This is a genomic window from Streptomyces sp. NPDC092296 (genome assembly GCF_044755465.1).
Lineage (GTDB): Bacteria > Actinomycetota > Actinomycetes > Streptomycetales > Streptomycetaceae > Peterkaempfera.
Genome location: NZ_JBIVRB010000005.1, coordinates 189,598 through 203,363, shown reverse-complemented (window position 1 = coordinate 203,363; position 13,766 = coordinate 189,598). Strand labels below are relative to the sequence as shown.

Here is a 13,766-nt window from a genome sequence, read left to right as displayed (position 1 = left end):
TGGTACACGGATAGCGGACAGGCCATCAGGAGTGCACATGACCCCCAGTACGCAGCCCCCCGGGAACCCGGCCCCCACCGGCCGTAGGGAACGCAACAAGCAGCGGGTCAAGGAGCGCCTGTACCAGTCGGCCCTGTCCCTCTTCGCCGAGCAGGGGTACGAGCACACCTCCATCGACGAGATCGCGGAACGGGCCGACGTCGCCCGGGGCACCTTCTTCAACTACTTCCAGCGCAAGGAAGACCTGATCGCCGCCTGGGGCGATCAGCGGCGCGAGAGGCTGCAGCAGGGAATCCGGGAGTCCATGAACACCGAGAACATCGAGACCGCCGCCTACCTCGACCGATGCATGACCGTGCTCTCCGCCCTCAACAACGAGGAGCGCGAGGTCACCCGGGCCATGCTGGTCGCCTGGGTGAAGACCGGCCGCCCCATCCTGGAGGAGCCCTACGCCGCGGAGATATTCGCGGAGGCGGTCCGGACGGGCCTCAGCCGCGGCGACCTGGCCGCCGACGCCGACCCCGAGCGGGTCGGCAACCTGCTGCGCGACGCCTACCTCGGCACCCTGTACCGCTGGGTTCGCCAGCCCAACGACCACTTCCAGCTGTACATGGAGCTGCGCGCGGTCGTCAGCATCGTCCTCAACGGGATCACCCGCCGCCCGCCCGCCTGACCGGGCCGACCGCCTGACCGGGCCGCCCATCCGACCGGACCGACCACCCGGACCGACCACCACGGCGGCGGGCAGGACCGGCAGTCCGGCGGCGCGACCCGGCCACGACAGCGAGCCGCTGGGCGTCGCGGTCCGCGACGCCCAGCGGGTGCCGGCGATGAGCGCTGCCACCGGGCGTGATCACCACACCGCAGCACTCATCGCCGGGTCGTGCCGTTCCTACGACCGCTCAGCACCTCGGGGGTCGGCGGCTAGCGTGAGCCTCCCGGGCCGGGTGGGGCGGTGCCCACGAGGGCGGGGACGGGGAGTGCGGGGTCGGTGCCGGCCGGGGTGAGGTGGGGGCCGACGGGGATGATGGTGTGGGTGGGGAGCGGGGCGGTGTCGTCGATGCTGGCGGTGAACGGCCGGTCGTCGTCGCGGCAGATGAACTGCATGACGTGCCGCCCGGCGGCGGCCGCCCGGATCAGGCCGCCGGTGGTGGCCCAGACCCCGGAGAGGTAGAAGTTCTCCAGTCCGGGCAGCGCCGGGCCGTTCTTCTTGATCTCCACCTCCAGCGTCTCGCCGCTCTCCACGAAGGGCTGCCAGCCGAGCACCGTGCCGTCGTAGTTGCCGGTGTAGCGGACCTGGGTGAGCGGGGTGGAGACATCGCGCACCGCGACCGCGTCCTTGAGGCCGGGGTAGCGCTTCTCCAGGAAGTCCAGCATGGCGTCCCGCACCTGGTGCTTGCCCGCGTAGTAGCCGCGCCCGTGCCGGACCGGCAGGGTGTGCAGTTCGGAACCGCCCCGGCGGCGGGTGACCTGTTCCGGGCCCTCGTCCAGCTCGCGCCAGGGCGCGATGTCGCAGAAGTAGGTGGCGTACACCACCGAGGTCTGCTCCGGCGACAGCTCGGGGTAGTGCCGGCTGCGGAACTGCACATTGATGCTGGGTTGGGCGATGCCGATGAGCGGGGCCGCCTCCTCCTCGGTGAGCAGATGGGTGGTGCAGGGGTCGCCCTCGGGGAACGGACGGCGCAGGCCGAGGAAGAGGATGAAGTAGCCGGGGAAGACCATGCCCGGCTCCTCGATGGTCTTGGTGTAGAGCCGCTGGTAGGTGTCGCCCAGGTACCGGCCGCCCAGCAGCTTCATCATGGTGGTGTGGCCGTCGGCGGCGGAGACCACGATGTCGGCGCGGACCTCCCGCCCGTCGCTGAGCCGCACCCCGACCGCCCGGTCGTCCTCGACCAGCACCTCCGCCACCTTGGCGTTGTACGTGATCTCCCCGCCGAGCCGCCGGTAGCGCTGCTCGATCGAGCGGGCCAGGCCCAGCGAGCCGCCCTCGGGCACGCCCGCCGACATGTTGGCGTGCGAGGCCAACTGGAAGTAGAAGGGCAGCACCGGGAAGTTCGGGTGCTTCTCGTACAGGATGAAGTTGAACGCCTGGCGCAGCAGCGGGTCCTGGAACCGCGCCGAGTAGTCGGTCATCAGGACGGTGATGGACTTGCGGATGGTGTTGAAGTACGGGATGAACGAGGCCAGCATCCGCCACCGCTCCACCCGGCCCATCAGGCCGACCGGCTTGAGGAACGGGTAGGACGCCATGGCCTTGCGGAACTTGCGCAGGCCGTTGCAGAAGTCGCGGATCAGCCGGGCGTCGGCGGGCGAGAGGTCCAGCAGGTGGGCCTCCAGCCGGTCGGGGTCGCTGTAGAAGTAGACGGCCCGGCCGTCCTGGCCGCGCACGATGTTGAAGACGTCGAAGTGCCGCATCTCCTTGCCCTGGATCGCGCCCAGCTCCAGCCAGATCTGGTGCATCTCATTGCCGGGGCCGTTGCCCAGCAGCCAGCTGATGCAGCAGTCGAAGGTGAAGTCGCCGCGCTCCCAGGCCGTGCAGCAGCCGCCGGGGATCTCGTGCATCTCGAAGATCTGGGTGCGGTAGCCGTTCATCTGGGCGTAGCAGCCGGTGGAGAGGCCGCCGAGGCCGCCGCCGATGATGATCATCGTCTCCCGGGGCTCCCGCGCTGCCCGGGGTTTGTGCCGGTTCATCTGCTGGAATCTCCTCGTTCCGGTGGTCGGCCGCTACACGGGCCGGATGTCGAGCTGGGGCAGGTTGCCGAACTTGCCCCGGTGCCACGGCTCCGCGTCGCCCGGACTGGGCCAGGCCCGGAACTCCGTGCCCAGTTCCTCGCAGAGGAACTGGGCGGCGAAGCGCCCGGTGGAGGCGGCCCGGATCAGGCCGCCCATGCCGACCCACTGGCCGGCCATCGAGAAGCCGCGCAGTCCGGGCAGCCGCATCCGGTCCTTGTCGACCAGAGCCGTCGCCAGTTCCTCGGCGTCGGAGAAGGCGTTCCAGGCGAAGATGGTGCCGTGCCGGTTGCCGGTGTAGCGCTCGGTGGTCGTCGGGGTGGCCACGTCGATGGTCTCGATGCGGCCGCCGAGGCCGGGGTAGCGCTTCTCCAGGAACTCCCGGACGAAATCGGCAACCTGGCGTTTGCGCGCCCAGTACTCCTTGCGGTTGCCGGTGCGCAGCTCCTTCCACGGGGCGAAGTCGCTGAGGTAGGTGCAGTGCACGATCGACTTGCCGGGCGGCGCGAAGCCGTCGGAGTACTGGGAGCGCCGCTGCACCACCAGGCTGTTCTGCCGGGCCCCGGTCAGCCGGGCGGCCTCCTCCGGGGGCAGCAGATGGGTGCTGATGTGCCCGGCGTCCGGGTCGTCGTCCAACTCGCCGTCGATCCCGGCGAAGACGGAGACCACGCCCGGGAAGAGGGTGCCCTGCCGGTCCAGCAGCTCACCGTAGAGCCTGTCGGTGGTGGGGCTGGTGTACTGGCCCTCCAGCAGCCGGTAGATGGTGGTGTAGCCGTCGCAGGCGGAGACCACGTGATCGGCCAGGTGGCGGGTGCCGTCCCGCAGCTCCACCCCGACCGCGCGGCCGTCCTCGACCAGGATGCGCTCCACCCGGGCCCGGTAGTCGATCCGACCGCCGAGGTTGGTGTAGCGCTCCTCGATGGAGCGGGCCAGGCCGAGCGATCCGCCCTGCGGGAAGCCGGCGTTGCCGTGGTAGGCGCAGGCCAGGTTGTAGAGGTACGGCAGCAGCGGGAAGCCGCCGGGGTCCTGGAAGAAGATGTTGCGGAACGCCTGCCGCAGCAGCGGGTCCTGGAACCGCTCGGAGAAGTCCGCCATCTGGGTGGCCCCCGCCCGCCAGAACAGCCGGAAGGCGGGGACCACGGTGCGCAGCAGGGCGGCCTTCTCCCGCAGGGTGCGCAGCGGCGGCGGGGTGAGGAAGGGGTAGAGCTCGACGTCGATGAACCGCCGCAGGTCGCGGCAGAAGGCACGGATCAGCGGTGCGTCGGGCGGTGAGACCTCCAGCAGGTGGGCTTCCAGCCGGTCGGGGTCGTTGTAGAAGGTGACCGAGCGGCCGTCGGCGCCGACCACCCGGTTGAAGTGGTCGAAGTTGGCGATGGTCTTGCCGTCGAGCGCGCCGAGCTCGCGCCAGATGCGGTTGGCGTCGTTGCCGGGGGCGGTGCCGATCAGCCACTCGATGCAGTAGTCGAAGACGTAGCCGTCGCGGGACCAGGCGGTGCAGCAGCCGCCGGGCACCAGGTGCTTCTCCAGGATGCGGGTCTCCATGCCGCTCATCTGGGCGTAGCAGCCGGTGGAGAGGCCGGCGATGCCGCCGCCGATGATGAGGACCTTCGGCCGGTCGGGGGTCCGGTCAGACGCCATGGCCGCTCCCGCCGGTGAGGACGCCGTGCATCAGCTCGGCGTTGCGCGGCAGGTACTTGTCGTCGAGCATCTCGGCGTGGGTGCCGAAGCCGCGCAGCACATCGGCGCCGATGTCGGAGCTGCCGTACCAGCTGCCCGGGTTGCCCTCCGCGTAGAGCGCGGCCTTGTCGGTGTCGGAGAGTACGGTGACCCTGGCCGCGACCGTGCCCTGGTTGGGGGTGCGGTTGCAGAAGTGGACGTACTCCCTGGCCTGCTCCAGGGTCTCCTGGGCGACGGCGTCGGAGCCGGTGTGCTTGTGCAGGTGGCCGCGGAGCTCGTCCTCGAACGTCTCCAGGTGCTCGTCGCGCAGCTCGAACGCCTCGGTGATCCGGTACGAGTCCATGATGATCACCTGCGGCACGGTGCGGCCGCGGCTCTCCAGCTCCTTGGCCACCTCGAAGGCGAGGTTGCCGCCGAGGGAGTAGCCGAAGAGGGTGCAGGGCCCGTCGCCGTGCACGGTCTCGATCAGGTCGGCGTAGCGGGTCACCTTGTCGTCGCCGGGCAGGTGGTTGAAGGCGACGAACCGGTGGTCGGGCAGGTGGGCGGCGAGCCGGCGGTAGATCAGGCCGTGGCCGCCGGCCGGCGGGAAGCAGAACAGGGTGCGCTCCTCGCCGGGGTTGAAGGTGAGGTAGGGCCGGGCACCGGCGGTGCGGCCGGTGATGATGTCCTCCAGGGTGCGGGCCATGCCGTGCAGCGTGGTGACGGTGAAGAGCCTGCTGACCGGGATGGAGATGTTGAACTCGGTCTGGAGCTGGTGGATCAGCTCGATCAGCTTGATGGAGCTGCCGCCGGACTCGAAGAAGTCGTGCTGGAGTCCGGGCCGCTCCAGGCCGAGCAGCGAACGCCAGTGCTCGGCCATCCGGACCTCGTACAGGGTGGCCGGCGGTTCGAACGCCCGCTCGTCGCCGTCGGCCTCGGGGGCGGGCAGCGCGGCGGTATCGACCTTGCCGTTGGGGGTGAGCGGCAGTTCGGACAGCTCCACGAAGTGGCTGGGGATCATGAAGGTGGGCAGGTAGCCGGCCAGGTGGCGGCGCAGCTCGCGCCGGTCCAGCCGGGAGCCGGCGGCCGGGACGCAGTAGGCGCAGAGCGCCGCCTCGCCCTGGGCGTCGGTGCGGACCGCGACGATGGCCTGCGCCAGGGCGGGCCAGGCGGCGAGCTGGGACTCGATCTCACCGATCTCGACGCGGTGGCCGCGCACCTTGACCTGGCTGTCGGCGCGGCCGAGCAGGTGGACGCCGCCGTCCCGGTCCCAGTGGGCGAGGTCGCCGGTGCGGTAGAGCCTGGTCGGCCGGTCGCCGGCCTCGCGGCCCAGGGTGAGGGTGGCGAACCGCTGGGCGGTCTGCTCGGGGTCGCCGGCGTAGCCGGCGGCGACGCCGGTGCCGCCGATCCACAGCTCGCCGGGGACGCCGGGCGGTACGGGTTCGGCGTTGCGGTCCAGGATGTAGAGGGCGCTGTTGGGGAACGGCCGGCCGATCGGCACCATGTGGCTGGGTTCCAGGGTGTCGGTGGGGCCCTCGAACCAGGCGCTGTCGATGGTGGCCTCGCTGAGGCCGTACGAGTTGACCAGTCGGGTGTGCGGGCCGCACAGGCTGCGCAGCTGCTGGTACTCCTCGACCTTCCAGGCGTCGGAGCCGACGATCAGCAGCCGCATGAAGGCCAGCCGGCGGCCGGTGTCCGCGCAGTGCCGGATCAGGCCGCGCACCACGGCGGGGACGAACTCGCCGCAGTCCACCCCCTCCTCGACCATGGTGTCGTACAGCCGGGCGGTGTTGAACAGCAGTTCGCGGCCGACCAGCAGCAGGGTGCCGCCGGAGCAGAGCGCGCGGACCAGGTCGCCGGTGAAGACGTCGAAGGACGGGGAAGCCATCTGGAGGTGCACCCGGACGTCGCTGTCCAGCCGGTACTCCTCCTGCCAGGCGCTGTAGACCGAGGCGAGGTTGCGGTGGCTGACCTGGACCGCCTTGGGGCGGCCGGTGGAGCCGGAGGTGTGGATGATGTACGCGGGGCCGTCCAGGTCGACCGGGGGCAGCTCCGCGTCGAGCGGGTCGGACCCGGTGTCCAGCTCGTCGAGGCCGTACAGCTCGTCGAGGTCGTACAGGGCCGCCGGCAGCCCGTCCGGGCGGTCGCCCTCGGTCAGCACCAGCGCGGCGGCGGCGTTCTCCACCATGTCGGCGAGCCGGTCGACGGGGTGGTCGGGGTCCAGCGGCAGATAGGCACCGCCGGCCCGCAGCACGGCCAGCATGGCCACCACCAGGTCGGGCGACTTGCGCAGCCGGAGCCCCACCACGGCACCGTCGCGGACGCCCAGGCCGCGCAGCCGGTGCGCCACCCGCCGGGAACGGGCCTCCAGTTCGGCGTAGGTCAGCCGCTCGACGGCGCCGGACTCGTCCGGCATCGCCACCGCGACCGTGTCCGGCCGCTCGGCGGCGGCCCGGCTGATCAGCTCGGGCACCGGCACCTCGTGGGGCAGCCGCCGCTCGGCGCCGCTCCACTCGGTGAGGATGCGCCGCCGCTCCGCACCGCCGAGCATCTCCAGCCGGGTGGCGGGCCGGTCGGCGGGCTCGCGGGTGAGCGAGTCCAGCAGGCTGAGGTAGTGCGTGGCCAGCCGCTGCACGGTCTCCGGCAGGAACAGGTCGGTGTTGTACTTGAAGACGCAGTGGAACCGGTGCTCGGCCTCGTCCTCGTAGGCGGAGAGGGTGAGGTCGAACTGCCCCTCCTCCTCGGGGAGTTCGATGTAGTCCAGCCGGTAGCCGTACTTCTCGGTGGCGACCTTGTGGGTGAGCAGGATGAACATCGCCTGGAAGACCGCGGAGCGGCTGGGGTCGTGCTGGAGGCCCAGCTCGTCGACCAGCAGCACGAACGGGTACTCCTGGTTGTCCAGGCCGCCGAGCACGGTGGTGCGGACCTGCTGGAGCAGCTCGGCGACGGACGGCTCGGCCGACAGGTCGGCGTAGAGCGGCAGCGGGTTGACGAAGTAGCCGTAGACCGAGCCGAACTCCTCCTGGGTGCGGCCGGTGACCGGGCTGCCGACGATGATCTCGTCCTGGCCGGAGTACCGGTGCAGCAGCAGGTAGTAGGCGCTCAGCAGCACCATGAAGACGGTGACGTTGTGCTCACGGGCGAGGGCGTGCACCCGGGCGCTGAGGTCGGTGTCCAGGGTGAAGAACTCCGAGGCCCCGTTGTGGCTCTGCACCGCCGGGCGGGGCTTGTCGGTCGGCAGGTTGAGGATCGGCACCTGGGCCGGCAGGTTGTCGCGCCAGTAGTCGAGCATCCGCCGGGCGTCCCGGGAGGCCAGGAAGCCGTTCTGCCAGTTGAGGAAGTCCAGGTAGCGGGCAGAGACCGGCGGCAGGTCGGGAGTGCGGCCCTCGCGCAGGCCCTCGTAGACGGCCAGCAGCTCCTCGATGAAGGTGAAGGTGGAGATGGCGTCCGAGATGATGTGGTGGACCGCCTTCATGATCACCCAGCGGTCCGGGCCGCGCTTGAACAGCCGGAACCGGACCAGCGGGTCGTGCTCCAGGTCGTACGGCTTGCGGTACTCCTGGACGATGACCCGGTGGATGTCCTCCCACTCCTGGTCCTGCACGTCGAACAGGGCCAGGTCGGGGTCGGCGCCGCTGGAGATCCGCTGCACCGCCTGGCCGTCCTGGAGCAGGAAGTTGGCCCGCAGCAGCGGGTGGCGGTCGATCAGCACCCGTACGGCCTCGAACATCAGCTCGGGGTCGATCTCGGCCCGCACCTCGACCGCGCCGCCGATGTTGTAGGCGAAGCCGTCCGGGTGGAGCTGCTTGAGGAACCAGAGCGCCTTCTGGTTCTGGGTCAGCGGGAACAGCTCCTCGTCGGAGAAGAGCTCCACCTCGGCGGCGCCGTCCTCCAGGTCGCCGCCGGCCACCTGCGCGGCCAGGTCGGCGTGCACCTGGTCGACCAGCTCCGCGACCGGGGCGTTGCCCAGCAGCGCCACCACCGGCAGCGCCACCCCGAACTCGGTGTGCAGCCGGGCCCGCAGCTCCATCGCCAGCAGCGAGTCCAGACCCACGGCGCCCAGGCCGGCCGCCGGGTCGACCTGCTCGGGACGCACCCGCAGCACCCCGGCCACCACGGCGGTGAAGTGCTCGGCGAGCAGCGGGCGGCGCTGCTCCTCGGTCGCGTCCCGGAACGCCTCCAGGAAGCTGCCGCCCTCGGCGGACGGCGCGTCGGCCGCCGCGGCGGCCAGCTCGGCCACCAGCGGCGGCGGCGAGGCGTACCAGGAGAGGAAGACCTGCCAGTCCACCACGGTGGCGACCAGCAGCTGAGCACGGTCCTGGCCGATGACGCGCTCCAGGACGGCCATGCCCGCGTCCGGCGGCAGCGAGCTCATGCCCCGGCTGTTGCGGTAGTGGTCGATCAGGCCCAGTTCCTCGATCATGCCGGTGGCCCACGGGCCCCAGTCCAGGCTCATCGCGGGCAGGCCCTGGGCCCGCCGGTGGTGCGCCAGCGCGTCCAGGAAGGCGTTCCCGGCGGCGTAGTTGGTCTGGCCGGCGGTGGTCAGCAGCGAGGCGATCGAGGCGAAGAGCACGAAGTGCTCCAGCGGCTCGTCCCGCAGGTGGCGGTGGAGCAGGTAGGAGCCGGCCACCTTGGGGTCGTGGACGGAGTCGAAGACCTCCCGGTCCATCTCCGGGACCAGGGTGTCCCGGACCTGCCCGGCCAGGTGGAAGACGCCCCGGATCGGCGGCGACTGCTGCCTGCGGTACTCCGCCAGCCAGTCGGTGAGGGCGGCCTCGTCGGTGATGTCCAGCCGGGCCGGGATCACCTGGGCGCCGAGCGACTCCAGCTCGCGCAGGAACCGCACATTGCGGCCCGCCGCGCTCGCCGGGTCGGCGGCGGCCCACTGGTCGCGCTCGGGGACGCCGGAGCGGCTGACCAGGATCAGCCGGCGGGCGCCGCGCTTGACCAGGGTGCGGCAGAGCAGCCGGCCGAGCGCGCCGAAGGCGCCGGTCACCAGGTAGCTGCCGTCGGCGCGCAGCCGCAGCGGCAGCGGCCGGGGCAGGTCGGCGGCGGGGCGCAGCCGGCTGGTGAGCCGGCGCTCGCCGCGCAGCGCGATCTCGTCCTCGTCGTCGACGCCGTCCTGGGTGGCGGCGGCCTCGCGCAGCAGCGCCTCGGCCTCGGCGCGGCGGGTGGCGGCGTCGGCGGGCGCCGCCGGATCGAGGTCGATCAGCTTGCCGGGGTGGCCCACCAGCTCCTGGTGGCGCAGCACCCGGCCGATGCCCCAGGCGGGGGCGCCGAACGGCTCGACCGGGTCGCCGGGCTCGACCGGCTGGGTGCCCCGGGTGACGATGTGCAGGCTGCTGCCGGGCAGCCGGGTGGGCAGCAGCTGGGCGAGGGTGATCAGTGAGTAGCCGCCGAGGCTGCTGTGCTCACCGATCCGGTCGCGGTCGGTCTGCTCGATGCCGGGCAGGTCGAGGTTCCACAGGTGTAGCACGGTCTCGTACGCGGCGCCGGTGGCCGCCAGCTCGGTGAGCAGCCGTTCCAGGTCGGCGGCCTCGCCGGGCCGTACGGTGGACTCGCCCGCGGCGGCGTCCAGCCGGTAGCCGGTGCCGGGGCGCACCAGGTGGGCGCGGCCGCCCCGGGCGGTGACCAGGTGGGCCAGCTGGTCCGCGACGCCGCCGGTGTCGGCCAGCAGCAGCCAGTCGCCGGTGGTGGTCTCGGGGTCGGCGGGTGCGGTGGCGGTGCGGACCCAGCCGGGCTCGGCCAGCCAGTTGTCGATGGTGGCCAGGCCGACCGTGGTGGAGGCCTTCTCCACGTCGGCGGCGCGGAAGTCACCGATCAGGCCGAGCGGGGTGCCGTCGGCGGCGTGCAGCGCGATGTCGCCGACCAGGGTGTCGCCGTCGCGCCGGGTGATGGTGGCGTGCACCCAGAGCGGCTGGTCACCGACCGGGTCCAGGCGTACCTCCCCGATCGACAGCGGCAGCCGGATGCCGGTGCCCTGCGCGTCGTCCGTCTCCTGCTCCAGGATCTGCGGGGTCAGCAGGGTCTGGAAGCAGGAGTCCAGCAGCACCGGGTGGACGTGGTGGCGGGCGGCGTCGCCGTCCAGCAGGGCGGGCGGGACGATCCGGGCCAGCGCCTCGCCGGGGCCGATCCAGACCTCCTCGATGCCCTGGAACGCCGGGCCGTAGTGGTAGCCGAGACCGGCCAGGGCGGTGTAGCAGTCGCGGCCGGTGAGGTGGCGACGACTGCGGGCCCGGACGGTCTCGGTGTCCAGCGGGGCGGTGGTGCGGCGGCGCTGGCCGGCGCGGACCACGCCGCCGGCGTGCACGGTCGGCTCCGCCGCGTCGGCGGCGGTGGCGACGGTGAAGGAGGCGCCCTCGGAGGAGAAGGAGAGCTGGACGGCCTTGGCCTCGCCCTCGGGCAGGAAGAGGGCCTTGCGCAGCTCGATGTCGGCCAGCGTGGCGTCGGTGGCGCCGGTCATGGCCTTCACCGCCTGCGCGGCCATCTCCAGGTAGCCGGCGGCGGGGAAGAGCACATTGCCCTGGATGCGGTGGTCGCTGAGCCAGGGCATCCGCTCGGGGTCGAGCTTGGCCTCCCAGGTGGGCTCGGCGGCGCCGGTGCGGCGGCCGAGCAGCGGGTGGTCCAGCCGGCCCAGCCGGACCTGGGCGACCTTGGCGGGCTCGGTCCAGTAGCGGTCGCGCCGCCAGGGGTAGCGCGGCAGGGTCACCGGGCGGCCGGTCGGCTGGAGCAGCTGCCAGTCGACGGGGACGCCGAGGTTGTGCAGCGCGGCCAGCGAGGTGGTGAACCGCAGGGTCTCGTCCTCCTGGCGGCGGATCGAGGGGACGGTGCGGCCCTCGACGCCGCGGTGGGTCAGGCACTCCTTGATGGAGTGGCCGAGCACCGGGTGCGGGCCGATCTCCAGGAAGAGCCGGTGTCCGTCGTCGACCAGCTGGTCGATCGCGGCGCGGAAGCGGACGCTGTCGCGGACGTTGTGCCACCAGTACTGGGCGTCCAGCTCGGTGCCGTGCGCGGTGCCCTCCCGGCCGGTGAGGTAGAGCGGCAGCCGGGCGGCGCGGGGGGTGATCCCGGCCAGCGAGGAGAGCAGTTCGTCCTTGATCAGCTCCATCCGGGCGGAGTGGTAGGGGACGCGTACGGTGAGGAACTTGGCGAACAGGCCCTCGGACTGGAGCTGGGCGGCCAGCTCACCGAGCGCGTCCTCGTCCCCCGCCAGGGTGATCCCGGTGGGGCTGTTGACGGCGGCGATCGAGACCCGGTCGCCGTACGGGCGGACCCGGCGCACCGCCTCGGCCTCCGGCAGGCTCACCGCGAGCATGGTGCCGGTACCGACCAGCTTCTGCTGGAGGCGGCTGCGGTGGACGACCACCTCGACGGCGTCCTCCAGGGTGTAGACGCCGGCCTCGTAGAAGGCGGCGACCTCACCGGTGCTGTGGCCCACGATGGCGTCCGGCTGGACGCCCCGGCTGCGCCACAGGGCGGCCAGCGCTATCTGGACGGCGAAGTTGGCCGGCTGGGCGAGCCAGGTCTCGGCCATGTTGGAGTCGGCCTCGTCGGCGGACAGCTCCGCCACCAGGGACCAGCCGGTGAGCCGGCGGATCTCGCGGTCGCAGCGGTCGATGGTTTCGCGATAGACCGGTTCCTCGGCGTACAGCTGACGGCCCATCGCCCACCACTGCGGGCCCATGCCGGTGAAGACCCAGGTCAGCCGGGAGTGCTGCGGGTCGCGCTGCTGGTCGAGCAGCACCCGGGGGTGCGGCTCGCCGCGCAGGTAGGCGTCCAGTGCCTCGTGCAGCGACTCGCGGGTGGAGTAGACCAGCGAGAGCCGGGCCTCGTGGTGCTGGCGGCGGTGGGCCAGGGTGTAGCCGAGGTCGGCCAGCGCCACCGCCGGGCGGCCCTCGGCGCCGGTCAGCTCGGTGCGGATGCCGTCGGCCAGCTCGGGGAGGGCGGCCGGGTCGCGGGCGGTGAGCGGCAGTACGGTCCACCGGGGCTCGGTTTCTTCGGCCGGGTCGGCGGCGGCCTCCTCGGGCTCCGGGCGGACCGGGGCCTCCTCCAGCAGCACGTGGGCGTTGGTGCCGCCGAAGCCGAAGGCGTTCACCCCGGCGCGGGCCGGTCCTTCGTGCTCGGGCCACGCGGTCGGGCGAGTCGGTATCTCGAAGGGCAGCGAGGCCAGGTCGATCTTGGGGTTGACCTGCTCCAGGTTGATGTGCGGCGGGATGGTGCGGTGCTTCAGGCTGAGCACGGTCTTGATCAGCCCGGCGATGCCGGCGGCCGACTCGGTGTGCCCGATGTTGGTCTTGACCGAGCCGACGTAGCAGCGTGAGCCGGGGGTGCGGCCGATGGCCAGCGCCCGGCCGAGCGCCGCCGCCTCGATCGGGTCACCGACCGGGGTGGAGGTGCCGTGCGCCTCGATGTACTGGAGGCTGCCGGGCTCGATGCCGGCCTCGGCGCAGACCCGCTGGATCAGGCTGACCTGCGCCTCGGGGTTGGGCACGGTGATGCCGTTGGTACGGCCGTCCTGGTTGACGCCGGTGCCGGTGATCACCGCGTGGATCGGGTCGCCGTCGCGGAGCGCGTCCTCCAGCCGCTTGAGCGCCACCATGCCGACGCCCTCGGCGCGTACATAGCCGTCGGCCGAGGCGTCGAAGGTGCGCGACCGGCCCTCGGTGGAGAGGAAGCCGCCCTTGGTCTCCGCGATGGTGTACTGCGGCGCCATGTGCAGCAGCGTGCCGCCGGCCAGCGCCAGGTCGGTCTCGCCGCGGTGCAGGCTGCGGCAGGCCAGGTGCACCGCCACCAGCGAGGAGCTGCACGCCGTGTCGATGGAGACGCTGGGGCCCCGGAAGTCGAAGCAGTAGGAGATGCGGTTCGACACCATCGTCATCATGGTGCCGGTGGCGGTGTGCGCGGCCAGCGTCTCGAAGTCCAGGTCCGCGAACTGGAGGATCTTGTAGTCCAGCGTGAAGGCGCCGACGAAGACCCCGACGTCACCGCCGGCCAGCTCGGCGGGGCGCTGCCCGCCGTCCTCCAGCGCCTCCCAGGCCACCTCCAGCAGCTTGCGCTGCTGCGGGTCCATGTGCTCGGCCTCGCGCGGGCTGATGCCGAAGAACGCCGGGTCGAACTCGTCGAAGCCGTCGATGTAGCCGCCGCGCCCGCCGACCAGCCGGCCGGCCTTGGCCTTGTCCTTGCTGCCGAGCGTCGACACGTCATAGCGGTCGGCGGGAGTGGCTGTAATGCAGTCCTTGCCGTCGATCAGGTTCTGCCAGAACGTGCGGTAGTCGGAGGCGCTGCCAGGCAGCCGGCAACCGATGCCGATGACGGCTGTTCTCTCACGGAGGTCGGCAGTGCTCGATCCCGTCATGGTCGCATCCTTGTGTTGAAGACGG

4 protein-coding genes are annotated in these 13,766 nt (G+C 72.0%); 1 reads left to right on the top strand and 3 read right to left on the bottom strand.

The annotated features are described in order from the left end of the window. Positions 1–37: 37 nt before the first annotated feature. Complete coding sequence (locus tag ACIQGZ_RS15850; RefSeq protein WP_402602229.1) at positions 38–673, top strand: TetR/AcrR family transcriptional regulator; 636 nt, start codon at positions 38–40, stop codon at positions 671–673. A gap of 251 nt (positions 674–924) precedes the next feature. Here the strand turns inward: ACIQGZ_RS15850 and ACIQGZ_RS15845 are convergent, their stop codons facing one another. The 3 genes from ACIQGZ_RS15845 to ACIQGZ_RS15835 are packed head-to-tail and all read right to left on the bottom strand — an operon-like array spanning position 925 to position 13,741. Next, positions 925–2,691, bottom strand: a complete 1,767-nt coding sequence (locus ACIQGZ_RS15845; RefSeq protein ID WP_402602227.1) for a phytoene desaturase family protein — start codon at positions 2,689–2,691, stop codon at positions 925–927. Between the two features lie 33 nt (positions 2,692–2,724). Further along, the gene (locus tag ACIQGZ_RS15840) at positions 2,725–4,368 is read right to left on the bottom strand and encodes a phytoene desaturase family protein (protein WP_402602225.1); all 1,644 of its coding nucleotides are present in this window, start codon (positions 4,366–4,368) and stop codon (positions 2,725–2,727) included. Beyond that, positions 4,358–13,741, bottom strand: coding sequence for an amino acid adenylation domain-containing protein (locus ACIQGZ_RS15835; RefSeq protein ID WP_402602223.1), 9,384 nt, complete (start codon positions 13,739–13,741; stop codon positions 4,358–4,360). Before ACIQGZ_RS15835 ends, ACIQGZ_RS15840 begins: the two co-directional genes overlap by 11 nt. Between the last annotated feature and the right edge of the window lie 25 nt (positions 13,742–13,766).

What these genes read in the sequence shown, in the direction of transcription:
- ACIQGZ_RS15835 (WP_402602223.1), bottom strand. Translation starts at nt 13,741, where the DNA reads ATGACGGGATCGAGCACTGCCGACCTCCGTGAGAGAACAGCCGTCATC.
- ACIQGZ_RS15850 (WP_402602229.1), top strand. Translation starts at nt 38, where the DNA reads ATGACCCCCAGTACGCAGCCCCCCGGGAACCCGGCCCCCACCGGCCGT.
- ACIQGZ_RS15845 (WP_402602227.1), bottom strand. Translation starts at nt 2,691, where the DNA reads ATGAACCGGCACAAACCCCGGGCAGCGCGGGAGCCCCGGGAGACGATG.
- ACIQGZ_RS15840 (WP_402602225.1), bottom strand. Translation starts at nt 4,368, where the DNA reads ATGGCGTCTGACCGGACCCCCGACCGGCCGAAGGTCCTCATCATCGGC.